Source organism: Rathayibacter sp. AY2B5 (assembly GCF_002931645.1).
GTDB lineage: Bacteria > Actinomycetota > Actinomycetes > Actinomycetales > Microbacteriaceae > Rathayibacter.
This window is the reverse complement of record NZ_PSUE01000004.1, coordinates 98,642-122,961: the sequence shown is the minus strand read 5'-3', so window position 1 is coordinate 122,961 and position 24,320 is coordinate 98,642. Positions and strand designations below refer to the sequence as shown.

The following is a 24,320-nucleotide window of genomic DNA, read 5'->3' as shown; positions in this document are numbered from 1 at the left end:
GCGGTCACGCCTCGCCGAGCACCTCGCGCGCGAAGCCCTCGGTGCGCGCCCGCAGAGTGGCGATCCGCTGCGCTCGCGCCGCCTCGAGGTCGAAGCCGATGTAGGCCACCGACGGGCGCCGCCGCACGTTCACCGAGCACTCGAAGCGGGAGCAGACGAGCGTGCCGAGCGAGTCCCCCGCCCGCCCGGCCGCTCCGGCCTTCCGCGCCCCGAAGAAGACGACGTCGTTCGGGAGCTGCACGTCGCGGCACCACGAGCACTGCGCCCGCGAGCGCGGCAGGGCGTCGGCCTGGGTGAGCAGGACCCCGACGAGGCGCTCCTCCAGCGGCACGACGACGTAGGCGCGGCGGCCCATCCTCCGGTCGCGCCAGCCGAGATGGTCGATGACCGACCAGTCCAGCGCGTCGAAGTCCTTCGGCAGCGCGAGGTCGGCGACCTCCTTGCGGGAGGCGTTGACGAAGGACTCGCGGATCTCGGTCTCGGTCAGTGGCTGCATAGCGCTTCCGAGCCTAGGCCGGGATCAGCCCAGGTGGGCGACGGCCTCCTTCGGAGCATGGGCGAGGAACTCCTCCTTCTTCACCCGGATCATCGCGACGGCGACGACGGAGGCGACGACCAGCCCGATCGCGGCCGCGACGAAGACCGCGGAGTAGCCGTCGACGAAGGCGACCGGCGACTGCTGCTCACCCGCGACTCCCGCGTAGAGGGTCGTGAAGATCGACAGCCCGATCGAGCCGCCGATCTGCATGGCGGCGTTCGCGGTCGCTCCGGCGGCACCGGCGTCGTGGGCCGCGACTCCGGTGAGCGCGAGGTTCTGCAGCGGCACGAAGACCATTGCCATGCCGATGCCCAGGAGGATCAGCGCGGGCAGCACCTCGAGGAGGTAGCCGCCGTCGGGGGTGATGCGGCTCAGGTAGAGGAGCCCGGCCGCCGCGATCAGCGGGCCGACGATCATCAGCACGCGCGGGCCGATGCGCGGCAGCAGCTTGGCGGCGACTCCGGCGACGATCATGATCGTCACCGTCATCGGCAGATTGGCCAGGCCCGCCTCGAGCGGCGGCAGGCCCAGGACCAGCTGCAGGTGCAGGGTCAGGTAGAGGGTGGAGCCGATCATCACGCTGCCGACGATCGCCTGGACCAGGAAGGCTCCGCCGCGGACGCGGTCGGCGACGATGCGCAGCGGCAGCGACGGGTGGTCGGAGCGGGCCTGGATCCGCACGAAGAGGGCCAGCAGCAGCACGCCGACGAGGAGGAAGCCGAGGGTGTCGACGCGGAGCCAGCCCTGCTCGGCGAGGGTGAAGCCGTAGACGACGCTCGCGAGCCCGAGCGCGACGGTGATCGTCCCGGCGACGTCGAAGCGGTTGCGCCCCTCCGCGCGGCTCTCGGTGACGAGCAGCTGGCCGGCGATCGCGCCGACCACGACGACGGGGACGTTGACGAGGAGGCACCAGCGCCAGTCGGCGAACTCGGTGAGCAGCCCGCCCAGCACGAGGCCGACGGCGGCGCCCGCTCCGGCGACCGCTCCGAAGACGGCGAAGGCCGTGCCCCGCTCGCGGCCGGAGGGGAAGGAGACGGTGAGGAGGGCCAGAGCGGCCGGGGCGAGCAGCGCGGCGAAGGCGCCCTGCAGCCCGCGGGCGGCGATCAGCTCCGTGCCGGAGGTGGCGAGGCCGCCCCAGGCGGAGGCGGCGCCGAAGCCGATCATCCCGATCAGGTAGGTGCGCTTGCGGCCGGTGTAGTCGGCGATGCGGCCGCCCAGGAGCAGGAGCGCGCCGAACGCGAGGGCGTAGGCGGTGACGACCCACTGGCGCTCGACGTCGGTGAGGCCGAGGTCGGCCTGCGCGGCGGGGAGGGCGATCGTGACGATGGTGCCGTCGAGCACGACGACGAGCTGCGTGAGCGCGAGGATCACGAGCACCCACCAGCGGCGGGCGGAGGAGGGAGCGGACGGGGAGGGCATGGCGGCCTTTCACACGGAGCGGAGCGGGACCGGCGGGTCCGGATCCGAGCCGCATCATCGGGGCCGAACCACCCCAACCAGTTGGTTGGGCGAAGAAGAGTGTATCGTTCGAGCGCCCGGAGGTGAACCATGGAGCCGACATCCGATGCGGCGCTGCCCGCACGCGAGCGGATCCTCCGCGCCGCCTCCGTCGAGTTCGCCGCCCACGGCTTCGCGGGCGCCCGGGTCGACCGTGTGGCCGCGGCGGCGGGTCTGAACAAGGAGCGGCTCTACGCCTACTACGGCGGCAAGCGCGGCCTGTTCGTCGCGACCGTCGTCGAGGCGCTCGGCGCTCTCGACGAGACGCTCCTCGCCGAGGCGGCGGACCTCCCCGACCTCGCGGGCCGCATGTTCGACCATGTGTGGGAGCACCCGGAGTTCCTGCGCCTGCTCACGTGGGCGCGCCTGGAGGGAGCCGGCGTCTGGGAGGAGGCCGGCGAGCAGCTCGGCGGGGTCCCCGCCCCCGAGGCCCGGGTCCTCGAGTGGCAGCGCACCGGCGTCGTCGACGCGAGCTGGTCCGCCGACGACCTCTTCATCGCCCTCCTCGGCCTCTGCGAGATCTGGCACCTCACCCCCTTCGCCTCCCGGGGCGGGGAGAAGACGCGCGACCGCCGCCGCGCCTTCGTCGTGCACGTCGCGCAGCTGGTGGGCGCACCGCGCTGAGGCAGACCCCTCCCCCGGCAACGGAAGCGACGTCGGCATCTCCGATCCGGACGCGGTGGACGGGGCGGCTCATCCCTCCGAGCCGGAACCCGACGGATCGGACTGGAGTGGGAGGTCCCGCGGATCCGGCTTCGGGACGACCCCTTCATCACCCGGAAGGACCGCGCCCGCCGCGCGCTGAGCCTCGTCCTCGAGGAGGAGTGATTCGAAATCGCCGGGCGCGCACGGCATCTCCGCCCCGATCATGTACATCTCCTCGACAGCGCCGGTGACGAAGCTCGCCCGCAGCACCGGTCCGCCCTGCCCGTAGACCGTCGGGCGCGGAGTCGAATCGGTCACTCTCACCGTCATCCCCAGAGACTCCCAGTAGTCCGCGACCTTCCGCGCATCCCCCTCGACATCGGTGCCCGCCGGGGCCCACCAGGCGTAGCTGTAGCTCGCACCGCTCATCCGGTCGCCGGGGCCGCACACATCGGGCCTGGCCGCGCCGCTCCGCGGCCACCACCCCTCCACATCGAGCCGCCCCGCGGAGTCCCGCACGAACTCCACCACCCGATCCCGACCCTCCCGAGGACTCATCGTGCTCACCGGTCTCGCCTCCTTCTCCGTTGCACAAGCGGTCATCGACATCACGAGCAGAGCGGCGACGGTCAGCGCGACGCCCGTCCGCTGAGGAGAGCCTCTACCCGCCATGGGAGGCTCCCACGACCGCCTTCTGGAAGGCGGTCGGTCCGAGCGGCCGGTTCTCGGTCAGCAGGTCGAGTCGCCGGGAGACGGCCCACGCCGCGTTCTGCAGGGACTCGGTGTTCGTGTCGAGATACCCCGCGAGATCGCCGTCGTCGCTCTTCAGCGCAGCGTGATCCGTCACGATCCTCCCGGCGTCGCCTCCGGTCTCCACACCGAAGACGCGCGCGCCGAAGTCCTCGTCAGCGGGATCCGTGTGGTGGTTCCAGCTGAAGGCGCGGCCCATCCACGCGGCCTCGTCGCCGCTCTCGGTCTCGCCGAGGTACTTGTCCCGCGCCTGCCCCGCGAAGACGGATTCCGCGTGCAGGTCGCTCGCCTCGTCGACGCTGTCCGGGAGGCCGGCCGAGCCCAGCGTCACGACGACCCCGAGCTCGACGTCCGAGCGCGAGGCGGCGACGGCCATGACGGTGCTGCCGTAGGAGTGGGCGACGACGTTCGGCTTCGGCAGGTCGTCGCCCCGGACCGCGGAGAGCCCCTGGACAGCCGAGGCGAGTGCGGCGCCGCCGGCGACCGCCTGGTTCGAGGTGAGGACGTCCATGCCGTTCCCGCCGAGCCGCGCCATCGGCGGGGTCTCGTAGCCGATCCAGGAGACGACGGCGCTGCCGGGCGGGAGGAGCGACTGCAGATTCTGCGACGCCTTCGTCCATCGGGTCATGCTCTCCGTCGTCTGTCCCATCCCGGGGACGGCGTAGGTGACGTTCGTGGCGGTGTCGGGATCGCCGATCGAGACGGCGGCGAGCGGAGGCTCGTCGGCGGTCAGGGAGATGAGGAAGCGCGGGTCCTGACCGAGACCGCGCCGGAGCGATGCCCGCACGTCCCTCAGCGCCACCAGCTGCGACTCCACCGCCGCGAGTCGCTCCCCGTCGCCCGCCTTCCCGCGCAGGCCCGCCGCCTCGCTCCTCAGCGCCACGATCCGCGCCCTCAGCGCCCTCTCGTTCGCCCTCACCCGGGCGCGGTAGGGAACACCCTCCAGATTTCCGATCACCCCGGGCAGACCGGCGACCAGCGCCGCCTGCTGCGGCGAGAAGCGCGCGCCGTCCGTGGAGTCGAGGCTCCGCCACCAGTCGTTCACGAGGGTCGGAGCCAGTCGCCCGAGGCGCGCCGCGAGGTCGGGCGACGCCGCCAGGAGTGTCGCGAGATCGTCGGACGAGAGCGCCGCGAGGGAGTCGAGCAGGCTCCGGCCGCCCCGGGGCCGCGCCAGGGTGCCGACGGCGTCGAGGACCGGAACGGAGAGCGCCGCTCCCCCCGCGGCGGTGAAGGCCAGGGAGATCTGCTCGACCCAGGTCGCGTCGGCCGCACCGATCGACAGCAGCTCGCGGAAGCCCCGGAGCACCGAGAAGGACTCGACCGGCGCCCACGAGCAGCGGTTGCCGAAGGCTCCCCAGGCGGCCATCAGATCCTGGAGCCGGGAGCGCATCGCCTCGTCCGCCTGCCGGGTCTGCGAGACGAAGACGTCGAGGCGCTCGGGGTCGGCGGAGGTCGTGCCTCCCGCGGCGGGGCCGCCCGGGGACGTGCGGGGCACCGACCGGGGGGAGAACAGCGCACGGATCGGCGGAGGCACGACCGGCCGATCGGACGGCGGCCGGTCGACGACCTCCTCGACTCCCGCCGCGAGGGCCGCGACCGGATCGAGGCGGCGCTGCTGCTCGCGCTCGTCCGCCCGCCGCTCCCAGGCCGCGTACTCCTCCCGGCGCCGACGCTCCTCCTCGGCCTTCCGTGCCACGAGCCGCACCGTGTCGGCGAGCTCGTGCAGCTCGGCGCTCAGCCGACCGCGGTTCTCCCTGTCGCAGACGCAGACCCGGCGGAACAGCTCGGCGTACGCGCCGCGGAACTCGCCCAGCGCGTACTCGGCAGCGACGGACCTCAGCAGCCCCTGGGAGGCGAGCGCCTCCGCCGCCTCGTCCGAGGCGCGGACCAGCTCCGCCGCTGCTGCGTGGTCGAAAGAGAACAGGGTCATCGCCTCCTGAGTGAGAACATCTCAGGAAATGTAGAACGACTACGACGGCGTCGGCACCGGGTGGCGCGAGACGGCGCGCGGTCAGCGCGCCCGCGCCGCGTCCGGCGGCACGCAGAAGTGGCGCGGACCGCATCGGTCCGCGCCACTCGTCCAGATCACGCGGCTCACTCCGCCGCGGTCAGCCGCTCCAGGTATCCCGCGAACGCACGCAGGTCCTCCTCGGGCCAGGCGCTCAGCGCCTCCTGCATCCGCTGCCGCTGACGGCCGCCGAGGTCGCGCATCCGCTCGCATCCGGCCGCGCTGAGCGAGAGGAACCGCGCTCGGCCGTCGGCGGGATCGGAGGTCATCTCGACCAGGCCCAGCTCGGCGAGCTGGCGGGCCTGGCGGCTGATCGCGCTGCGGTCGACCCCGAGCCGCTCCGCCGCGGCGCCGGAGTGGACCGGACCGCAGCGCTCGAGGACCCGCAGCAGCCGCAGTCCGAAGGGCGGCAGCGCCGGGTCGATCGACGCCGCCGCGTCCCGGACGGCGAGGCGCACCTGGACGGCGAGCACGGTGATCTGCTCCTCGACCTCGTGCAGCGCCTCGGCCGAGGGCGCGGCGGCGGGCATCAGGAGCGCTCGATCACGTCGACGGAGCCGGTGGGAGCGGCGTGCCGGGCGTGCCCGACCAGCTCCTCCTGCCGCTCCTCGTCGGCGTGGCGGCCGTGTCCGACGGGAGTGGCCTCGCGACCCTCCCGGGCGTGCGTCGCGTCGTCCGTCCGCCGGGCCTGGCCGACGGGGCGGAGCGCCGCCTGGCCGTCCGAGGCGGCGATGAGGGCGTCCTCCGCGGCCTGCAGCGGAGTGGTCGGCTCCGCCTTGAGCTGCACCGCGTTCTTCGAGCCGAGGCTCACGTTCGGCAGGAGGACGACGGCGATCAGCGTGACCACGGCGAGCGGGATGCTGTAGAGGAACACGTCGCCGACGCCGATCCCGTAGGCGCTCTCGACCACGACGCGCACGGCGTCGGGCAGGGTGGCCGGCTGCGGGATCGTGCCGCTGCCCAGCGCCTGCGCGGCGAGAGCCTGGTCGGCGGGAGCGAGCCCCGCGATGCCGGTCTTGATGCGGTCGGCGATCACGGTGCCGAGCATCGAGCCCAGGACCGAGACTCCGACGGTGCCGCCGAGGCTGCGGAAGAACGTGACCGCGCTGGTCGCGACGCCGAGGTTCTTCACCTCGATCGAGTTCTGCACCACCAGGACGAGGTTCTGCATCAGCATGCCCAGGCCGGCACCGAGGACGGCCATGTAGATCCCGACGAGGACCAGGTCCGTGTCGTAGCGGAGGGTGCTGAGGAGGGAGGTGCCGATCACGGCGAGCACGCCGCCGCTGATCATGATCGCCTTCCACTTGCCGGTGCGCGAGATGATCCCGCCGAAGATCGTCGACGCGATCAGCAGGCCGGCCATCATCGGGATGGTGAGCAGGCCCGACTGGGTCGGCGTGGCTCCGCGGGCCAGCTGCATGTACTGCGCGAGGAAGACGGCGACGCCGAACATCGAGACGCCGACCGAGATGCTCGCCACGACGGCGAGGCTGAAGGTGCGGTTCTTGAACATCCCCATCGGGATGATCGGCTCGGCCACGGTGAGCTCGGTGATCACGGCGGCGATCAGCAGCACGACGGCACCGCCGACCATGACCGCGGTCTCCCACGAGGCCCAGTCGAAGTTCTTGCCGGCGAGGGAGACCCAGATCAGCAGGAGCGAGACTCCGCCCGCGATGAGCACGGCGCCGAGGTAGTCGATCCGCACCTTGCGCTTCGGGTGCGCGGGGAGGCGGAGGGTCATTTGGAGGAGGACGATCGCGACGATCGCGACGGGCATCGCGATGAAGAAGTTCCAGCGCCAGCCGAACGCGTCGGTCACGACGCCGCCCAGGAGCGGGCCGCCGACGGTGCCGATCGCCATCACGCCGCCGAAGAGGCCGGCGTACTTGCCGCGCTCACGGGGGCTGATGATGTCGGCCATGATGATCTGGCTCAGCGCGGCGAGTCCGCCGGCGCCCAGGCCCTGGAACACGCGGAAGACGATCAGCATGTTCGTGTCCTGCGAGAAGCCGGCCAGGGCGGAGCCGATGACGAACAGCCCGAGGGCGAGCTGGATCAACAGCTTGCGGTTGAACAGGTCGGCGAACTTGCCCCAGAGCGGGGTGGAGACCGTGGTCGCGAGCAGGGTCGCGGTGACGACCCAGGTGTAGGCGTTCTGGTCGCCCTTGAGGTCGGAGATGATCCGGGGCAGCGAGGTCGACACGACCGTGCCCGCGAGGATCGAGACGAACATGCCCAGCAGCAGGCCGCTGAGCGATTCGAGCACCTGGCGGTGCGACATGGCGCCGTCCGGCCCGGCGGGGGCGTGCGGCGCGGTGGTTCCGCGCGATGCGGCGCGGTGTTCGGGGTGTGACATGGGCTCCTCTTCAGCACGGCGGCGGTTCTAGTTGACTGCGATCAACTATTGACCGAGAGCAACTATATAGCCGGGCGTCACGAATCTCCAGTGGCACTCTGCTGCCGTCCAGGCGCCGCTCCGGCCGCGCCTATCCTCGGAGCATGGACAACATCGATCGGAAGATCCTCGATCTGCTGCGCCAGAACTCCCGCGCGGGCTACGGCGACATCGGCGGCGTGGTCGGGCTCTCCGCCTCCGCAGTGAAGCGCCGCGTCGACCGCCTCGTGGCCGACGGCGTGATCCGCGGCTTCACGATCAAGGTCGACCCCGCGGTCGACGGGATGGCCACCGAGGCCTACGTCGAGCTCTTCTGCCGCGGCACCGTCGCTCCGGACGAGCTCCGCCGCATCCTCTCCGCGGTCCCCGAGGTCGTCGACGCGGGCACGGTCACCGGCTCCGCCGACGCGATCGTCCACATCCGCTCGCGCGACATCCCCAGCCTCGAGCTCGCCCTCGAGAAGGTCCGCATCGCGCCCAACGTCGACCACACGCGCTCCGCGATCGTCCTCTCCCGCCTCATCCAGCGCAGCGAGGCCTGACGGATCGCGCCATCTCCTCGACGCGCGTCGCGACCGCCTGGTACTCCATACCTGTATGGTGAATTCAGGAGGGCGAGCATGAGCGACAGGGAACAGGCCGGTACGGCGGCACGACGGAGACGGCGCATCTGGCTGATGCTGCCGGCACTGTTCGTCGGCGTCCTGGCCGGGCACCTCGTCGCGACCGCGGTGGGCGCCGAGGATCCGTGGGACGTCGTGGTCACCGCCGCCGTCGCGGCAGCGGTGGCGTCCGTCGTCCTCGCCCTCGTCGACCGACGGCGCTGAGCCCTCCCTCCTGGATCGGAATCCGAGGGAGGGAACGACGATGGAACGACAGAGGACGAGCACGGCACTGGTCGCGGCGGCGGCCGCTCTGCTGGCGGTGCCGCTGTTCACAGCGCAGGCCGCGCACGCCGAGCCGGCGAGGCAGGAGACGAGCAGCCGAGTGCACCTCGAGGCACGGGGCGGATCGGCGTCGACGGTGACCTTCGACGTCACCGACGACACGCGGATCGTCGAGCTGGCGGGCGGCGGGGTCGGCTTCACGGACGGCGCCGAGACGTCCGACGCACTCCCGGAGAGGATCGACGTCGGACGCGGCCGCACCGTGTCGGGCCACTGGTCGATCGACGACTCCGACACGCTCACCTTCCACTTCGCCCCGGACTCGGCGTCCCGCTCGGCGGTGGGCGGCCTGCACCTGAACAGCGACTGGAGCTCGCCCGAATGGGGCCACTGCGTCGCCGGGAGCGGCGTCAGCGGTGCCGCGACCGGCGGGGTGATCGGTGCGATCTCCGGTCCCGGCGCGATCGCCTCCGCGACCGGCGGGCTGCTCGCGGGGATCATCGGCGGAGCGATCACCTGCTGAGCGCCGCCTCCTGAACGACCCGGATCAGGCGGGCGCGTCCGCTGCGGTGTGGACGCGCTCGCCGCCGATCCAGGTGCCCAGCACCCGGGTGTCCCCGATCGCCCGGGGGTCGCCGGCGAAGGGGTCCCGGTCCAGCAGGGCGAAGTCCGCCGCGAGTCCCACGGCGATCGAGCCCGACTCGCCCTCCAGGCCGTTCACCCACGCCGAGCCGGCCGTGGAGGCGGAGAGGGCGGTGGCGAGGTCGAGGCGCTGCCCCGGGAGGAACACCTCCTCGCTCCACCCCGGCTCGCGCTCGGACGGCGCCGAGAGCCGGTTCACCGCGACGTGGATCGCGGCGAGCGGGTCGGGCGTCGACACCGGCCAGTCGCTCCCCGCGGCGAGCACCGCGCCCGAGCGGAGCAGGGCGCCGAAGGGGTACTGCCACGAGCCGCGCCGCTCGCCGAGGAACGGCAGCGTCAGCTCCACCATCTGCGGCTCCAGCGAGGCCCACAGCATCTGCAGGTTGGCCGTGACGTCGAGCGCACGGAAGCGCGGCAGGTCGTCCGGATGCACGACCTGCAGGTGGGCGAGGTGGTGGCGGTTGCCGCGGCGCCCGTTCGCCTCGATCGCCCGCTCGACGGCGTCCAGGCACTCGCGCACGGCGCGATCGCCGATCGCGTGGAAGTGCACCTGGAACCCGGCCGCGTCCAGGAGCGGCACGGCCTCGCTCAGGAGGCGCGGGTCGACCATCGAGAGGCCGTCGCCGTGACCGTGGCCGCCGTGCCCGTCGAGGTAGGGCTCGAGCATCGCCGCCGTGAAGTTCTCGGCGACCCCGTCCTGCATGATCTTGACGGTCGTCGGCGCGAAGCGGTCGGCGGCGAGCGCCGCGCGCCGCTCGACGAGCTCCGGGATCTGCTCGACGCCGCGGCCCCGGTCCCACCACAGCGCACCGCGGACGCGCCCGGTCAGCTCGCCGCTCAGCGCCGCGCGGCGGTACACCGGACCGGGGTCGCCCACATCGCCGTAGGAGCCGATGATCGCGTCCTGCCACGCCGTCACTCCGAACGAGTGCAGGGTCTCCTGCCCGAGGAGCAGCGCGCGGTGGAGCTCGTCCGCGCTGGCGGGCGGGAGATGGCGGCGGACCGCGTCCATCGCCCCCTCGTGCAGGGTGCCGGAGGGGGTGCCGTCGGCCAGGCGCTCGATGCGGCCGTCGGCGGGGTCCGGCGTCGTGCGGTCGATCCCCGCGAGGCGCAGTGCGGCGGAGTTGACCCAGGCGCCGTGCCCGTCGGCGTTGGTGAGGAAGGCGGGCCGGTCAGGGACGACCGTGTCGAGCTCGCGGGCGGTCGGGGTTCCTCCGGGGAAGTCGGGCAGGTTCCAGCCGCCGCCGAGGATCCACTCCGCTCCGCTCTCCCGAGCCGCGTACCCGGCGACCGTCGCCAGGTGCTCGGCGGGCGATCCACCCGCTCCGAGCCAGCAGCGCAGCAGCGCGGCGCCGCCCCAGACCGGGTGCACGTGGGCGTCCTGGAAGCCGGGGACGAGCATCCGGCCCTCGAGGTCGACCACCTCGGTGCGCGGCCCGATCAGGTCGGAGGCGTCGGCGCCGACCGCGACGATCCGCCCTCCGACGACAGCGACGCCGTGCGCTCGGGAGCGCACGGCGTCGGCGGTGAAGACGGCGCCGCCGGTCAGGACGAGATCGGCGGCGCGCACGGGTTCAGAAGCCCGCGGGAGCGAAGGCCTGCGTCATCTGGGAGAAGAGCGACACCGTCCAGCCGATCGCGATGAGGAACGACACGACCACGACGCCGAGGAAGACCCAGAGCGGGAGGAGGCCGCCGCCGGTCACGCGCTTCACGACCACGCTGCGGCCGATCACGTAGACGTAGGGAGCGGCGAGGAAGGCCCACGCCCAGTGGAACGGACGCTGCAGGCCGGCTCGCTTCAGCTGGCGCCAGTCGAGGAAGGCGAAGACGACCTCCGCCGCGTAGATCAGGAAGCCGACGACCTGGAGCACGCCGAGGCCGACGAGGTAGGCCGTCGACATCCCCATCGAGGAGCTCGGCCCGTAGGTCGAGGCCATCGACGAGTCGACGATCGCGCTCGGCGGGAGGAGGAAGATCGACAGCGCCGAGAGCAGCGGCAGGAGGACCACCACCCAGATCCACGGGGTGGACGTGACGATGCTCGTGTCACGCTGCTGCACGGGTGCTCCGGGAGCCGCGGAGTAGGCCGGGTACTGCGGCTGCTGCTGGTTGTAGGGCTGCTGCGGCTGCTGGCCGTAGGGCTGCTGGCCGTACCCCTGCTGGCCGTACTGCTGGGGAGCCTGCTGGCCGTAGCCCTGCTGCGGCTGCTGCTGGCCGGAGGGCTGCTGCGGCTGCGGCTGCTGACCGGCGCCCTGCTGGCCGTAGCCCTGCTGCCCGTAGCTCTGCTGCGGGTCGGCGGACGACGGCTGCTGCGGATACCGACCCGAGGCCGACTGCCCGTAGCTCGTCGCCGCTCCGCTCGACGTCTCCCCGTAGGCGGGACGCTCGGCGGGCGGCGAGGGCGGAGTCGGTGCGGTCGGCGGAACGGGAGTCGCGGCGGCCTGCGCCGACCCGCTCTCGGCCGGGGCGGTGGGAGTGGCCGCCGGCGCGTCGCGGAGCGACTCCGTCCAGCCGGTCCCGTCCCACCAGCGCTGACGGGACGAGCCCGCCGGGTCCGGGTACCACCCGGCGCGGGGTCCGGAGGCCTCGCCGCCCGTGCTCGCGCCCTGGTCCGTGCCGGTTCCGTTGTCGTCCGTCATGGCGTCCTCCACTCCCCTCCGGGCGTCTGCCCGCGATCTCGGACCACCGTAGCGCCGCGACACGATGCATGGCCTGAGGGCGGGCTGATCGCGCGCTGTCCGAGCGCTGTCCGCACCGGCAGGCGCCGGAGGCCGCCGACCGCCAGGATGGACGCATGCCCCACCTCCTCCGAGCCCGCGCCGCCCTCTTCGACATGGACGGGACGCTCGTCGACTCGACGGCCGTCGTGGAGACCATCTGGGGCGCCTTCGCCGAGCGCTTCGCTCTCGACCACGACGCGGTGCTCGGCGCCGTTCACGGTGTCCGCGCCGCCGACAGCGTCCGCCGCTTCGCTCCGGCCGGCAGCGACGTCGACGCGATCGTCGCGGAGCTCGACGCGTACGAGCTCGAGCACACCGAGGGCACCGTCGAGATCCCCGGCGCGACGGCGTTCCTCGCCTCACTCCCCCGCGAGCGCGTCGCCCTGGTCACGTCCGCGAGCCCGGCGCTGGCGGCCGCACGTCTGGCTGCGGCGGGCGTCCCCTCCCCCGACACCGTCGTCACCGCGCACGACGTCGCGAACGGCAAGCCCGCTCCCGACGGCTACCTCGCCGCCGCGGCCCTGCTCGGCGTCTCCCCCGAGGAAGCGCTGGTGTTCGAGGACGCCGAGGCCGGCATCCGGGCGGGTCTGGACGCGGGCATGCGCGTGATCGTCGTCGGGAGCCACGAGAGTGCGAGCACCCGGGGGCTGCCCCGGATCGCGCACTACTCCGACGCGCGCGCCGCGCTCGAGGGCGACGAGCTCGTCGTCACCCTCGGCGGGCCTCAGTAGCGGATCGCGTCGATCACCTTCACCCGCACGGCGACGATCGCCGGCACCAGGCCCGCGAGCGCGCCGACGAGGGTCGCCGCCCCGAGCCCGAGCAGCGCCGCCTCGGCCGGGAAAGGCGGGATGTCGGCGATCCCGTTGTTTTGCACGAAGGCCACCGTCCACGGGTTGGTGACGAGGATGACCGCGACCGTCACGCCGACCACTCCCGCGACGACGGTCGCCACGACGCTCTCCATCATGATCGAGAAGAAGATGCGGCCGGAGGAGGCGCCGAAGCTGCGCCGGATGCCGATCTCGCGGATCCGCTGCCGGACGGTGACCAGGGCGATGTTGAGCAGTCCGAGCGCGCCGAGCGCCAGCACCAGGCCCGCCACGCCGCCGATCACCCAGGTCAGCACGCCGAAGGGGTCGGAGTCGTAGACCAGGTAGTCCTGCCGGTCGACCGACACCTCGAAGTCGGATCCCAGGGCGCCGGCCACGTCGCGCTCCACCGCCGCGGCGAGGGGCTCGGCCAGGTCGAGCGGCACCCACATCTCGTAGTTCGGCACGCCCTGCCCGCCGTACTGCGGGTCGGCGTCGCGGGCGACCGCCGGGTAGGCGTCCGCGAGCATCATCATCGACGGATCCGTCTCGAACTGCGAGGAGGGAGTCACGCCGACCACCACGCCCGTGACGTCGCGCTCGGAGCCGAGCAGGGTGACCACCGGGTGGGTGCGCAGATCCGGGCTCCCGATCCGCTCCCAGAAGCGCTCGTTGACGACGAGGGCGGGAGCGAGGCGCTGGGAGTCGCGGGCGGTGAACCAGGAGCCGTCCACGATCTTCAGCCGGTGCATCTCGGCGAAGGGCTGGTCGACCGCCTGCACCGCGACGTCGACGGCGCCGTCGGCGAACTGGACGCGCGCGCTGCCGTAGGTCGAGCGGCTCGCGTAGGTGATGGAGTAGCGCTCGAGCGCACCGGTCCACGCGGCCTGGAGTGCGTCGGCATCCACCTCGGAGGTGCCGGTACCGGAGGGGTAGGCGGAGAGGAAGAGGCTCGCCGGGCGCCCGCTGGAGCGCTCGGCCTGCTCGATGCTGGCCTGGCGGGCGATGCCACCGGCGGCGACGACCGCGGTCAGGGCGGCGACGGCCACCGCGACTCCGATCAGCGAGAGCAGCACGCGGCCGCGGTGGATCCGCAGCTCGGTCCACGCCTCGACGATCGCGCCGGCGATCCCGACGAGCGCGCGCATCAGAGGACCACCCCCTCGGCGACGGGGCCCGCATCCGCGGTCGAGCCCAGGCGGCCGTGGTCGAGCCGGTAGTGGCGCTCGGCCCGCGCCGCGATGGCCGGGTCGTGGGTGATGGTGACCAGCGCGGAGCCGGACTCGCGGGCGATCTCGTCGAGCAGGCCCATCACGCTCTCGCCGGTGTCGGTGTCGAGGGCGCCCGTCGGCTCGTCGGCGAGGATCAGCCGCGGTCGGCGCACCAGGGCGCGGGCGATCGCGATCCGCTGCTGCTCGCCGCCGGACATGCGCCCGGGCATCGAGTCCACGCGGTGCCCGAGGCCGACCCGCTCCAGCATCTCGGCCGCGAGGTCGCGGCGGCGCCAGAACTCCGATCCGGTCGCGTAGAGCAGCGGCGTCATCACGTTCTCGCGGGCGGTCCGCCCCTCCAGCAGGTTGAACTGCTGGAAGATGAAGCCGATGCTGCCGCCGCGGATGCGCGCGCGGGCCCGCGAGGACAGGGTCTCGGTGGGAGCGCCCTCGAGCAGCATCCGCCCCTCGGTGGGCTCGTCGATGAGTCCGAGGATGTTGAGCAGCGTCGACTTGCCGGAACCGCTGCGGCCCACGACCGAGACGTGGTCGCCCTCGCCCACCTCGAGATCGACTCCGTCGAGGATCGTCAGCGGCGGCGCGTCGGGCAGCGGGACGACCTTGCGGATCCCCTCGAGCCGGAGGATCGTCACGAGCAGAAGACCGAGCCGTCGGGCTGCGCGATGCAGTCGCCGCCCAGCTGGACGTCGGGAGCAGCCTCCTCCGCGCCCGGCACGAACTGCAGGAGCTCGGCGCCCTCCTCCACTCCGCCGGTGATCTCGACGGAGCTGCCGTCGGTGAGTCCCAGCGTCACCGGGACCTCCTCGGTGCTGCCGTCGTCCGCCCGGCGGAACACGACGCCGGACTGGGCGGTGCCCTCGACCGCGGTGGTCGGCACGACGAGGACGTCCTCCGCCTTGCCTCCCGCGAGCGTCACCGAGGCGGCGAGCCCGGGGAACACGGTGACCTCCGTCGGCACCTGGCAGGTGAAGCTCGTGCCGGAGCCGCCGGTGGAGGTTCCACCGCCGCCGTCCGTCGCTCCGCCGGTCGTGCCGCCCTCGCCGGCTCCGGCGAGAGGGGTGCTGATGGTGAGGTCGGTGCAGGTGAAGCCGGCGGGCCCGCCGGTGATCGCGACCTGCGCCTCCGTCGGCCGGTTCTGGATGCGGTAGAGCTGCTGCGCGTCGATCGTGCCGGTGACGGCGTAGCTCGGCGGCGCGACCTGTCCGGTCACCTCGCCGACCGTGACGGCCTGGTCGTGGATGACGCCGAGCGCGCTGAGGGTGCCGCCGGTCGCGGCGTAGACCCGCTCGAAGCGCACGGAGGGCTCCTGCTGGGTGAGGGTGACGGCGCCGTCCGGGCCGGTCGTCTCGACCGGGTCGCGCGGAGTCTCGACGCGGATGTCGTAGATGAGATCGCCCGACGCGACGGCCGCGCCCTGCTGCACGTAGACGTCGTCGACCGTTCCGGCCGCCGTCGCCTTCAGCGGCACGGCGGGGTCGGCGGCGACGGTGCCCTGGAGGGTGAGGTCGTTGGTGACCGTGCCGCGGGCGACCGTGACGGTCGGCTCGGTGATCTCACCGGTCGGCTGCGTCGGATCGGCCTCGGCCGCGCCGTCCGGGAAGAACGCGATCTTCACCAGGGCGATGCTCGCCGCTCCGATGATGACCATCCACACGATCGGGAACACCCAACGCCGAACCGCACCCATCAAGTCCCCCGACTCCGCTTCCAGAGCGCTCCGCCGTGGGGCGCCGGAGGCAGCCTATCCGGCGACGAGGTGGCGTCCCGGACCGTGGCGCGCCCGTCAGCCGACGAGCGCCGCGACGATCGAGGCGACGCGGCGCGCCCTCGTCTCGGCGGCCTTCGCGCCCTCGACCGACGTGACGTGGGCCTTCCGCGCGCTCGGCGAGAGCGCGGCGAAGCGCTCCGCAGCGCCCGCCGAGGCCAGCGCGGACGCCAGGTCCTCCGGCACGACGACCTCGCGCGGCGCGGTGTCGAGCTCGATCACGACGTCGATCGCGTCACCGCCGGCGAGCTGCGTCTCGCGGCGCTTGTCGGCCGAGAACGGGATGAGCGCGCGTCCGCCCATCGCTCCGACCGTGCTGGTGAAGCGGTAGCCGTTCACCGTCACCGCGACGGCGGGACGCTTGCCGCCGCCGAGTGCCTCGAGGACCTCGGGCGGCACCTCGATGCCGGTGTTGTTGCCGATCTGGAAGAGCGTCGTGGTGAACTGCACGAGGCGATGATGGCACGGACTCCCGCGTGTCGCGCGGCCGATCGCTGTACTGACGAGGAGGGCCGTCGACTCGATCCTCGTCGACCTCCCGTTCACGGATCCGGAGCGCTCGAGGGCGTTCTCCCCGGCGCTCGGCCGGACCCTGGATCTCCTTTTCAGCCCTGAATCCGCTGTTCAGCGACGACGCCGCCTGCTCCGTCGCCTCCGAGCACGTGTCCGCGATGCTCCTCCCGCACCCCTCCTTCTCGACCTCCAGATCGAAGGAGATCATCGACGCGCGCTCCCGGGTGCAGGGCCTCTTCGCGGTGAGCGTCGGCAGCAGGGAGGAGGTCGGCGAGGTGCTCGGGAACGGGCCGGCCTCCGGCGGCGCCGAGCCGGTCGCGGTGCAGGACCTCGGCTCCATGCGGGCGCGGCCTCAAGGACCCTGACGGGCACGTCCGGGAGTCCCTGTACATGAATTCGGCCGCGGCCGAGGCCGGTCCGCCCCGGGAGCGAGGGGTCGGTGCGCTCAGCAGGAGCGGGTGTCGGGGTCTCCGAGCGAGGAGCGCACGGCGTCGACCGTCATCCTGCCCTCGGGGTCGAGCCGGGCGAGCATGCGCGACATGATGTCGGCCAGCTGCGGGATCTGCTCGGCGTCGAGCGGATCGATGACGTCGGCCAGCACGGTCGCGACGTGACCGGGCGCCGTGTCGACGATCTTCTGGAGGCCGGCGTCGGTGAGCACCGCGTTCGTGGCGCGGCCGTCGGAGGCGCAGGGGCGGCGCTCGAGGTAGCCGCGGGCGACGAGGCGGGTCACCACGTGCGAGAGGCGGGGCAGGGTCGCGTTGGTGCGGGCGGCGAGCGTGGTCATCCGGAGGGCGCGGTCGGGCGCCTCGGACAGCATCGCCAGCGTCAGGTACTCGAAGTGCGTGAGTCCCGCGTCGCGCTGCAGCTGCGTGTCGAGGGCCCCCGGCAGCAGTTCCACGACCGCGATGAAGCGCAGCCAGGCGTCGAGCTGATCGGGCGTCAGCCAGCGTGTCTCGGGCGCACTCATCCCCCCACCCTACCCACTACTTGCCGCGACAAGTAAGTCCCTCCGTCGGCCCTCGCGACCCGCGTTCCGAACCAGTCGCGAGCACCACCCCCGAGGCGAACCAGCGATCCGCATACCAGCGGATCGCTGCAGCCGTACGCACCCCGCTCCTCAGAACGCACCCCGTCGAGAAGCCGACCGCGCCACACACGATCCACACCATCCCCGCGAGCACCACCCCCGAGGCGAACCAGCGATCCGCGTGCGAGCGGATCGTTGTAGCCGAACGCCCCCGCTCCTCAGAACGCACCCCGTCGAGAAGCCGACCGCGCCACACAGAATCCACACCATCCCCGCGAGCACCACCCCCGAGGCGAACCAGCGATCCGCGTACCAGCGGATCGCTGTAGCCGAACGCCCCCCGCTCCACAGAACGCACCCCGTCGCGAAGCCGACCGCGCCACGCCCGTCAGGGACGGGCGTGGAATCGACTACAGCACGTCGTCGCTCAGATCGATCGGGTTGCCGAAGCGGTGGTTCGTGATCGAGATCGCCTGCTCGCGGAGGAAGGGCAGCAGTTCGACGCGGCCGGCGGGGGTGACCGGGTCGGCGTAGACGGCGGTGTCGAGGGCGCCGCCGAGGGCTTCGGCGAGGGCGGTCGCGAGGGGGACGCGGGATCCGTCGGCGCGGGTGAGCGGGACCGGAGTTCCCGTGCTGCCGCGGGTCATGCCGGCGACGACGTCGGTGAAGGAGCCGGTCGAGTCGGACGATCGGCGGACGACGGCCTGCTGTCCGTGCGTCGGGCTGCCGGGGGCCTGCGGGCCCGCATAGCCGTCGACGCGGTCGGAGACGATGTCGCCGATGATGCGGATGCGCGGCGCCGTGATGCGGCCGGCCGCGGCGCGCTCGAGCCACTGGGCGTCGGTCTCGACGACGATGCGCGGGACGAGGCCCGCCATCTCGGCGAGCTCGTCGCCGCCGAGCATCTCCTGGACCCGCGGCGGGAGCGGGAGGGACGTGGAGATGTCCATCCGGGAGCGGGTCAGCAGGCCCGCGGCGATGACGCGGAGGAGCTCTCCGAGGTCGCCGCCGTCGGCCAGGCGCAGCGCGATCGGCACGCGGAGGTAGCGGAACAGGTTCCGCTCGACGCCGACCTTCGAGATGTCGGTGACGACGCCGAACTCGGTCGCCCAGGCGAGCTGGTCGGAGAGGGCGGAGCGGCGGAGCAGGTCGAACTGCTCGAACCGGAGCGAGGACTGGGCCGCCTCGATGAACTGGCGCGCGCGGTCGTCGAGGCCGCGCAGGTGCAGCGTCGAGGAGGAGCGCGCGGGCGAGGGCTTCCAGGAGCCGAGGCCGATGAGGTGGTTGGGTCCGCCCGCCTTCGCGCCGCCGCCGACGGACGAGCGCTTCCAGCCGCCGAAGGGCTGGCGCCGGACGATGGCTCCGGTGATGCCCCGGTTGACGTAGAGGTTGCCCGCCTCGACCGAGTCGATCCAGAGGGCGAGCTCGTCGGCGTGCAGGGAGTGGAGCCCGGCCGTGAGCCCGTACTCGGTGCCGTTCTGCATCCGGACGGCGTCCTCGAGGGTCGCCGCGTGCATGATCCCGAGCACCGGGCCGAAGAACTCGGTGAGGTGGACGTAGCTGTCCTCGGTGACGCCCTCGCGGATCCCGGGCGACCAGAGCGTGCCGCTCTCGTCGAGCCGCTGCGGCTCGACGAGCCACGACTCGCCTCCGCCCAGCGTGGTGAGCGCGTGCAGGAGCTTGCCGGTGGGCTCCTCGATGAGCGGCCCCATCACCGCCGACGGGTCGTCGGGCCGGCCGACGCGGAGCGACGTGACGGCGTCGACCAGCTGGGCGCGGAAGCGCTTGGAGCGGGCGACCGAGCCGACCAGGATCACCAGGGAGGCGGCGGAGCACTTCTGGCCGGCGTGCCCGAAGGCGCTGCGGACGATGTCGGCGACGGCGAGGTCGTAGTCGGCGTGGGGAGTGACGATGATCGCGTTCTTGCCGCTGGTCTCGGCCTGCAGTGCGAGGCCGGGCCGCCAGGAGCGGAAGAGGCGGGCGGTCTCGTAGGAGCCGGTGAGCAGCACGCGGTCCACGAGGGGGTCGGTGATCAGCGCCCGTCCCAGCTCCTCCTCGTCGAGGTCGACCAGGGCGAGGAGCTCCTGCGGGACGCCCGCGTCCCAGAGCGCCTCGACGAGCACAGCCGCCGAGCGGCGGGCCTGGGGCGCCGGCTTCACCACGACTCCGGAGCCGGCGGCGAGCGCCGCGAGGATCGATCCGGCCGGGATGGCGACCGGGAAGTTCCTCGGCGGAGCGACGACGGTGACCCGCGCGGGGACGAAGGTGGCCCCGGTGACGGCGTCGAGCTCGCGGGCGCGGGTGGCGTAGTAGTGGGCGAAGTCGATGGCCTCGGAGACCTCGGGGTCGGCCTCGGCGATCGTCTTGCCGGTCTCGGAGGCCATCACCTCGATCAGGCGGTCGCGGTTCGCGGCGAGGACGAGGCCGGCGCGGTCGAGCACGGCCGCTCGGTCGTAGCCCAGGCGCTCGCCCCAGCGCTCCGCGCGGCGGGACACCGCGCGCAGCACCTCCTGGAGCTCCGCCTCGGTGCTCACGCGCGCGGCGTCGGCCGTGCCCGCTCCGATGGTCGAGCCGGCGATGCGCTCGGTGATCAGGCGCGCCCAGCGGCGGTTGCCGGGGAGGGCGGGGTCGGTGTCGGGCTCGTTGTGGAAGCCCGCGGTCGCGGCGGCGGCACCGGAGCCGCGGCTGAGGCCGAGGACGGCCTGCGTCAGGCCCGCGGCGGCCGGGTCCTGCGCCCGCTCGCCGGCGCGGGCGTGCTCCTGCACGAGGCGGCGGCCGGAGCCGGAGGACCACTCCCGCAGGCGGTCCTGCGTGCGGTTCGGCGGCGGGACGGAGTCGTCGAGGGCCTCGAGCGAGGCGCGGAAGCGGCCGAGCTCCCGCTGCAGCACCTCCTCGTCGTCGAGGCGGAACGCGGCCGAGAGGAAGTTCTCGGGGCTGCTGTTCTCCTCGAGCCGGCGGATGAGGTACGAGATGGCCACGTCGAACTCGTGCGGGTGCACGACGGGCGTGTAGAGGAGGAGGCGTCCCACGTCCTCGCGGACGGCGCGCGCCTGCCCGGTCGCCATCCCGAGCAGCATCTCGATCTCGACCGCGCCGGTCACCCCGCGCTCGGTCGCCGTGAGCCACGCCCAGGCGAGGTCGAAGAGGTTGTGCCCGGCGACGCCCACGCGCACCGCGTCGACGCGCTCCGGCCGCAGTGCCCGGTCGAGCAGGCGCTTGTAGTTCGTGTCGGCCTCCACCTTGCTGCCGACCGTCGCGAGCGGCCAGTCGTGCAGGGCCGCGTCGACCCGCTCCATCGCGAGGTTCGCGCCCTTCACGACGCGCACCTTGATCGGGGCTCCGCCGCGGGCCCGGCGCTCCTGCGCCCACCCGGTCAGCTCGTCGAGCACGCGGACGGAGTCGGGCAGGTAGGCCTGCAGGACGATGCCCGCCTCGAGGTCGAGCATGCCCGGCTGCTCGAGGAGGCGCCGGAACACGGCGACCGTCAGGTCGAGGTCGCGGTACTCCTCCATGTCGAGGTTGATGAAGGTGGGGTCGGCTCCGGACGCGGCGGCCTGGTAGAGCGGGGTGAGACGCTCCACGACGCGGTCGACCTCCTCCTCGAAGGCCCACATCGACAGCTGGCTGACGACGCTCGAGACCTTGACGCTGACGTAGTCGACGTCCGGCCGCTCGAGCAGGCGGAGGGTCCCCTCGAGGCGGCGGCGGGCCTCGCGCTCGCCGAGCACGGCCTCGCCGAGGAGGTTGAGGTTGAGCCGGTCGCCGCCCTCGCGCAGCGCGGCGACGGCCGCACCGAGACGCGCCTCCGAGGCGTCGACCACGAGGTGCCCGACGAGGCGGCGGAGGACCCGGCGGGCCGCGGGCACGACCACCCAGGGCAGCACGGGGCCGACGGCGCCGCCGGTGCTGATCGCGGCGCGCAGGTAGGAGGGGAGGAAGGCGGGCGTCTTCGCGGTGAGCGCCGCGAGGTTCTCGGCCGCGACCGAGAGGTCCTCGGGCCGGGCGACGCCGTCGACGAACCCGACGGTGAAGTCGAGTCCGTTCGGGTCCTGGAGCACGCCCGCGAGCCGCTGGGCGGCGGGCTCGACCGGGAACTCGCCGCTGCGCGCGATCCAGCGGCGGACCAGGGACTCGACGCGCTCGATCATCGGGCGGTCGTCGACCTCGGGCTCGGCGGCGGCGGGCGCGGCGAGCTCCGACTCCGACGCGGCGTCGGGCCCGCGCAGGACCTCGTCCTCAGCGTCGCGCACGACCTCGTCCTCTGCATCGGGCTCGCTCACGGCCTCGTCCTGAGCGTCGCGCACGACCTCGTCCTCGTCCTGAACACCGGGCTCGCGCAGGTCCTCGTCCTCAGCGTCGGACTCCTGCTCGTCCTGAGGCTCGGCCACGTCCTCAGCGTCGGACTCCTGGTCGTCCTGAGGCTCGGCCACGTCCTCGGACGCGGACTCCGGCGCCGGCACGACCTCGGCCCCGCTCACGGAGTCGCGCGCCTCACCGGCCTCGACCTCGTCGTCCGACCCCGTGCCGCCCTCCGGCGTCCGACCACCGATCGTCGCGTCGACCCCGCTCCGCACGGCCGCGTCGTCGGGCTCGCGCTCCGGGTCGCTGCCGGGCACACCTGGGGTCGTCGACTGCTGCATCCTCCGAGGCTAAGCCCGACCCGCCGCCCGGACGCGGCGTGACGCGGTGGTCGCGCCGACTCGCCCGCGAGCCGCCCCTGTGGAGGAGCGGATCAGTGCCGGCGGTGGTCCTGGATGGTCATCCGCGGGCCGTGCCGCGGCTTCCTCGCTCCGCTGCAGCCGATCAGCCGGATGACACGCTGCCGGTGCCCGCGCCACGGCTCGAGGAGCTCGAGCATGCCGTCGTCGTCGACCCCGAGCCGGCCCGTGAGCGCGAAGCCGACGGCCGCGGCCAGGTGGTAGTCGCCCACGCTGACCGCGTCCGGATCTCCGTGGGCGCGCATCATCACCTCGGACGCCGTCCACGGCCCGATCCCCGGCACCGACTGCAGCCGGCGGGCGACCTCGTCGCCGCCCCGCCCGAGCGCGAGGGTCCGCTCGAGGCCGGAGGCGACGAGCGCGGCGGTGAGGACGGTCCGCGAGCGCCGCGGATCCACTCCCGCGCGGTGCCAGTCCCACGAGGGCACGCGCCGCCACTGCTGCGCGCTCGGAGCCACGTGCAGAGCGACCGGCCCCGGGGCGGGCTCCCCGTGGAGGCGCACCAGCACCCGGTAGGCGCGCCACGCCTCCGTGCTCGTGACCTTCTGCTCGAGGACCGACGGCGCGAGCATCTCGAACACCAGGTTCGCGCGCGTGAGGCGCAGGCCCGACGAGCGGCGGAGCACCTCGGCGAGCGGCGCGTGGGCCGACAGGTCGAGCCCGCTCCAGTCGTCGCCGTGGCCGAGGAGCTCGGGGACCGCGTCGATCAGCCACTCCGCTCCCCCGCCCCAGGCGCGCGCGTGGACCGCGCCGTCCACCGCCTGCCGCAGATGCAGGGTGCCCGGGCCGAGCGGCGTGCGGAACGCCCGCCAGAAGCCGGACGCGTCGAGGAGCATGGTCGGGTCGCCCGAGCCCCGCAGCAGCGTGCGGAGGGTGAGCGCGAGGCTCACCGGCTCCGCCGGCGCGTAGACCGTCGCCCAGGCGGGCTCCGGAGCAGGGGCGGGGATCGACACGCAGTGATGGTAACCGGCGGCTCCGACACCGGATCGGACGCTCCTCCACAGAACCCCCATCCACGACGTGTTCGGAGCGACACGCCCGGCGGATTGGTTCAGACGGCGTGAACACATGCGCGGATCCGATCGCCCGTTTCCACTGGTCAGCAGGTCGATCCCGGGCGTAGCTTCGCGCTGTCGCGGCGGCGCTCCAGCCGCCCGGCACCCGCCTACCACTGGAGATGCGCACATGTTCGACACGACCTTCATCCGCAACGCGATCGTCAAGAGCTCTGAGACCGCTCTCGACCGTCGCCGCTTCTTCGAGGCCACCGGCGTCGCCGGCCTCGGCATCGGAGCCGCGGCCCTCGCCGCGCCCACCGCCTCCGCCGAGGAGGTCGCTGCCAGCGGCCCCAGCGACGCCTCGATCCTCAACTTCGCCCTCAACCTCGAGTACCTCGAGGCCGAGTTCTACCTCCGCGCCGTCTACGGCACCGGCCTCGGCGGCTCGGACGTGACCGGCAAGGGCACGCCCGGCGGCGTCATCGGCGGCCGCCCCGTCGACTTCAAGACCCCGTGGCTGAAGAGCTTCGCCACCGAGGTCGCGAACGACGAGAAGGCCCACGTGCAGTTCCTGCGGGCCGCGCTGGGCACCGCGAAGGTGGCCCGCCCGGCGATCAACCTGAAGGACAGCTTCAACTCCGCCGCCGTTGCGGCGGGGCTGATCAAGGCCGGTCAGTCGTTCGACCCGTTCGCGAGCGAGTCGAACTTCCTGCTCGGCGCCTTCGTCTTCGAGGACGTGGGAGTGACCGCCTACAAGGGCGCCGCCCCGCTCATCCAGTCGAAGACCTACCTCGACGCGGCCGCCGGCATCCTCGCGGTGGAGGCGTACCACGCGGGCGCGATCCGCTCGGCGATCTACGCCGCCGACCTGTCCGACTCGGCGAACAAGCTCTCCGACGCGCGCGACAGCCTCGACGGCAAGACCGACCTCGACCAGGGCGTCAAGGTCAACGGCCAGGCGAACATCGTCCCGACCGACGGCAGCTCCATCGCGTTCAGCCGCACCCCGGGCCAGGTCCTCAACATCGTGTACCTGAACCCCGCGGCCGGGACGCGCACCGGCGGATTCTTCCCCCGCGGCGTCAACGGCGAGCTCGTCACGACCTAGTCCCACCAGCACCGAGCACGACGACGGGCCCTTCCTCGGGGCGGCGAGGAGGG

22 protein-coding genes are annotated in these 24,320 nt (G+C 73.1%); 7 read left to right on the top strand and 15 right to left on the bottom strand.

What is annotated here, in order from left to right; all coding sequences use genetic code 11:
* Positions 1 to 4 precede the first annotated feature (4 nt).
* Positions 5 to 496: an FBP domain-containing protein gene (locus tag C5C30_RS04460; RefSeq protein WP_104222848.1), complete on the bottom strand. Its 492-nt coding sequence runs from the start codon at positions 494 to 496 to the stop codon at positions 5 to 7.
* 24 nt (positions 497 to 520) lie between these two features.
* The gene (locus C5C30_RS04455) at positions 521 to 1,957 is read right to left on the bottom strand and encodes an MFS transporter (protein ID WP_104260398.1); all 1,437 of its coding nucleotides are present in this window, start codon (positions 1,955 to 1,957) and stop codon (positions 521 to 523) included.
* A gap of 129 nt (positions 1,958 to 2,086) precedes the next feature.
* Between C5C30_RS04455 and C5C30_RS04450 the strand changes: the two genes are divergently transcribed.
* A complete protein-coding gene (locus C5C30_RS04450; protein WP_104233110.1) occupies positions 2,087 to 2,659 on the top strand; it encodes a TetR family transcriptional regulator in 573 nt (190 codons plus the stop codon).
* A 69-nt stretch (positions 2,660 to 2,728) separates the two neighbouring features.
* On the opposite strand, the gene C5C30_RS04445 is transcribed toward C5C30_RS04450, so the two are convergent.
* The 4 genes from C5C30_RS04445 to C5C30_RS04430 all read right to left on the bottom strand — a co-directional run bounded on the left by C5C30_RS04445 (position 2,729) and on the right by C5C30_RS04430 (position 7,725).
* Positions 2,729 to 3,211 (bottom strand): hypothetical protein, encoded by a 483-nt coding sequence (locus C5C30_RS04445; protein ID WP_146081479.1) that lies wholly within the window; start codon positions 3,209 to 3,211, stop codon positions 2,729 to 2,731.
* 130 nt (positions 3,212 to 3,341) lie between these two features.
* A complete protein-coding gene (locus C5C30_RS04440; protein ID WP_104319162.1) occupies positions 3,342 to 5,360 on the bottom strand; it encodes an alpha/beta hydrolase in 2,019 nt (672 codons plus the stop codon).
* Positions 5,361 to 5,524: 164 nt separating this feature from the next.
* Positions 5,525 to 5,968: a MarR family winged helix-turn-helix transcriptional regulator gene (locus tag C5C30_RS04435; RefSeq protein WP_104319163.1), complete on the bottom strand. Its 444-nt coding sequence runs from the start codon at positions 5,966 to 5,968 to the stop codon at positions 5,525 to 5,527.
* Complete coding sequence (locus C5C30_RS04430) at positions 5,968 to 7,725, bottom strand: MDR family MFS transporter (RefSeq protein ID WP_104333242.1); 1,758 nt, start codon at positions 7,723 to 7,725, stop codon at positions 5,968 to 5,970. The genes C5C30_RS04435 and C5C30_RS04430 overlap by 1 nt, the downstream gene beginning before the upstream one ends.
* A gap of 218 nt (positions 7,726 to 7,943) precedes the next feature.
* Here C5C30_RS04430 and C5C30_RS04425 point away from each other — a divergent pair, with 218 nt between their 5' ends.
* The 3 genes from C5C30_RS04425 (at position 7,944) to C5C30_RS04420 (ending at position 9,249) form a co-directional block, all read left to right on the top strand.
* Entirely contained in the window at positions 7,944 to 8,381 is a 438-nt protein-coding gene (locus tag C5C30_RS04425) for an Lrp/AsnC family transcriptional regulator (RefSeq protein ID WP_104222855.1), read from the top strand.
* A 78-nt stretch (positions 8,382 to 8,459) separates the two neighbouring features.
* On the top strand, positions 8,460 to 8,666 hold the full coding sequence (locus C5C30_RS17300; RefSeq protein ID WP_146076614.1) for a hypothetical protein: 207 nt from the start codon (positions 8,460 to 8,462) through the stop codon (positions 8,664 to 8,666).
* Between the two features lie 40 nt (positions 8,667 to 8,706).
* Complete coding sequence (locus C5C30_RS04420; protein ID WP_104269353.1) at positions 8,707 to 9,249, top strand: hypothetical protein; 543 nt, start codon at positions 8,707 to 8,709, stop codon at positions 9,247 to 9,249.
* Positions 9,250 to 9,273: 24 nt separating this feature from the next.
* Here C5C30_RS04420 and C5C30_RS04415 read toward each other — a convergent pair whose 3' ends face one another.
* Positions 9,274 to 10,938 (bottom strand): amidohydrolase, encoded by a 1,665-nt coding sequence (locus C5C30_RS04415; RefSeq protein ID WP_104333241.1) that lies wholly within the window; start codon positions 10,936 to 10,938, stop codon positions 9,274 to 9,276.
* A 4-nt stretch (positions 10,939 to 10,942) separates the two neighbouring features.
* Positions 10,943 to 12,010, bottom strand: a complete 1,068-nt coding sequence (locus tag C5C30_RS04410) for a DUF2510 domain-containing protein (RefSeq protein WP_146081478.1) — start codon at positions 12,008 to 12,010, stop codon at positions 10,943 to 10,945.
* Positions 12,011 to 12,165: 155 nt separating this feature from the next.
* Between C5C30_RS04410 and C5C30_RS04405 the strand changes: the two genes are divergently transcribed.
* A complete protein-coding gene (locus tag C5C30_RS04405) occupies positions 12,166 to 12,822 on the top strand; it encodes an HAD-IA family hydrolase (protein WP_104233104.1) in 657 nt (218 codons plus the stop codon).
* Here C5C30_RS04405 and C5C30_RS04400 read toward each other — a convergent pair.
* From C5C30_RS04400 to C5C30_RS04385, 4 genes are all read right to left on the bottom strand, one after another.
* Positions 12,816 to 14,051, bottom strand: coding sequence for an ABC transporter permease (locus C5C30_RS04400; protein ID WP_104333240.1), 1,236 nt, complete (start codon positions 14,049 to 14,051; stop codon positions 12,816 to 12,818). The two genes, C5C30_RS04405 and C5C30_RS04400, sit on opposite strands and share 7 nt — an antisense overlap.
* Positions 14,051 to 14,767: an ABC transporter ATP-binding protein gene (locus C5C30_RS04395; RefSeq protein WP_104233102.1), complete on the bottom strand. Its 717-nt coding sequence runs from the start codon at positions 14,765 to 14,767 to the stop codon at positions 14,051 to 14,053. The genes C5C30_RS04400 and C5C30_RS04395 overlap by 1 nt, the downstream gene beginning before the upstream one ends.
* Positions 14,764 to 15,783 (bottom strand): efflux RND transporter periplasmic adaptor subunit, encoded by a 1,020-nt coding sequence (locus C5C30_RS04390; RefSeq protein ID WP_104222862.1) that lies wholly within the window; start codon positions 15,781 to 15,783, stop codon positions 14,764 to 14,766. Before C5C30_RS04390 ends, C5C30_RS04395 begins: the two co-directional genes overlap by 4 nt.
* Before the next feature lie 135 nt (positions 15,784 to 15,918).
* On the bottom strand, positions 15,919 to 16,350 hold the full coding sequence (locus C5C30_RS04385; RefSeq protein ID WP_104262748.1) for a YdeI/OmpD-associated family protein: 432 nt from the start codon (positions 16,348 to 16,350) through the stop codon (positions 15,919 to 15,921).
* Between the two features lie 212 nt (positions 16,351 to 16,562).
* On the opposite strand from C5C30_RS04385, the gene C5C30_RS04380 reads away from it, so the two are divergent.
* A complete protein-coding gene (locus C5C30_RS04380; protein WP_104319165.1) occupies positions 16,563 to 16,778 on the top strand; it encodes a hypothetical protein in 216 nt (71 codons plus the stop codon).
* Positions 16,779 to 16,858: 80 nt separating this feature from the next.
* On the opposite strand, the gene C5C30_RS04375 is transcribed toward C5C30_RS04380, so the two are convergent.
* The 3 genes from C5C30_RS04375 to C5C30_RS04360 form a co-directional block, all read right to left on the bottom strand.
* A complete protein-coding gene (locus C5C30_RS04375) occupies positions 16,859 to 17,383 on the bottom strand; it encodes a MarR family winged helix-turn-helix transcriptional regulator (protein WP_104233099.1) in 525 nt (174 codons plus the stop codon).
* 470 nt (positions 17,384 to 17,853) lie between these two features.
* Positions 17,854 to 21,591 carry a proline dehydrogenase family protein gene (locus C5C30_RS04370; protein WP_104333277.1) on the bottom strand — a complete coding sequence of 1,246 codons (3,738 nt, stop codon included), beginning with the start codon at positions 21,589 to 21,591 and terminating at the stop codon, positions 17,854 to 17,856.
* A gap of 584 nt (positions 21,592 to 22,175) precedes the next feature.
* Positions 22,176 to 23,114, bottom strand: coding sequence for a DNA-3-methyladenine glycosylase (locus C5C30_RS04360; RefSeq protein WP_258063215.1), 939 nt, complete (start codon positions 23,112 to 23,114; stop codon positions 22,176 to 22,178).
* A 232-nt stretch (positions 23,115 to 23,346) separates the two neighbouring features.
* Between C5C30_RS04360 and C5C30_RS04355 the strand changes: the two genes are divergently transcribed.
* A complete protein-coding gene (locus C5C30_RS04355; protein WP_104222865.1) occupies positions 23,347 to 24,267 on the top strand; it encodes a ferritin-like domain-containing protein in 921 nt (306 codons plus the stop codon).
* The last annotated feature ends 53 nt before the right edge of the window (positions 24,268 to 24,320 follow it).

Excerpts from the sequence above, each read along its gene's own strand:
- C5C30_RS04460 (WP_104222848.1), bottom strand. The coding sequence starts at position 496 with ATGCAGCCACTGACCGAGACCGAGATCCGCGAGTCCTTCGTCAACGCC.
- C5C30_RS04455 (WP_104260398.1), bottom strand. The coding sequence starts at position 1,957 with ATGCCCTCCCCGTCCGCTCCCTCCTCCGCCCGCCGCTGGTGGGTGCTC.
- C5C30_RS04450 (WP_104233110.1), top strand. The coding sequence starts at position 2,087 with ATGGAGCCGACATCCGATGCGGCGCTGCCCGCACGCGAGCGGATCCTC.
- C5C30_RS04440 (WP_104319162.1), bottom strand. The coding sequence starts at position 5,360 with ATGACCCTGTTCTCTTTCGACCACGCAGCAGCGGCGGAGCTGGTCCGC.
- C5C30_RS04435 (WP_104319163.1), bottom strand. The coding sequence starts at position 5,968 with ATGCCCGCCGCCGCGCCCTCGGCCGAGGCGCTGCACGAGGTCGAGGAG.
- C5C30_RS04430 (WP_104333242.1), bottom strand. The coding sequence starts at position 7,725 with ATGTCGCACCGCCAGGTGCTCGAATCGCTCAGCGGCCTGCTGCTGGGC.
- C5C30_RS04425 (WP_104222855.1), top strand. The coding sequence starts at position 7,944 with ATGGACAACATCGATCGGAAGATCCTCGATCTGCTGCGCCAGAACTCC.
- C5C30_RS17300 (WP_146076614.1), top strand. The coding sequence starts at position 8,460 with ATGAGCGACAGGGAACAGGCCGGTACGGCGGCACGACGGAGACGGCGC.
- C5C30_RS04420 (WP_104269353.1), top strand. The coding sequence starts at position 8,707 with ATGGAACGACAGAGGACGAGCACGGCACTGGTCGCGGCGGCGGCCGCT.
- C5C30_RS04410 (WP_146081478.1), bottom strand. The coding sequence starts at position 12,010 with ATGACGGACGACAACGGAACCGGCACGGACCAGGGCGCGAGCACGGGC.
- C5C30_RS04405 (WP_104233104.1), top strand. The coding sequence starts at position 12,166 with ATGCCCCACCTCCTCCGAGCCCGCGCCGCCCTCTTCGACATGGACGGG.
- C5C30_RS04400 (WP_104333240.1), bottom strand. The coding sequence starts at position 14,051 with ATGCGCGCGCTCGTCGGGATCGCCGGCGCGATCGTCGAGGCGTGGACC.
- C5C30_RS04390 (WP_104222862.1), bottom strand. The coding sequence starts at position 15,783 with ATGGTCATCATCGGAGCGGCGAGCATCGCCCTGGTGAAGATCGCGTTC.
- C5C30_RS04375 (WP_104233099.1), bottom strand. The coding sequence starts at position 17,383 with ATGAGTGCGCCCGAGACACGCTGGCTGACGCCCGATCAGCTCGACGCC.
- C5C30_RS04370 (WP_104333277.1), bottom strand. The coding sequence starts at position 21,591 with ATGATCGAGCGCGTCGAGTCCCTGGTCCGCCGCTGGATCGCGCGCAGC.
- C5C30_RS04355 (WP_104222865.1), top strand. The coding sequence starts at position 23,347 with ATGTTCGACACGACCTTCATCCGCAACGCGATCGTCAAGAGCTCTGAG.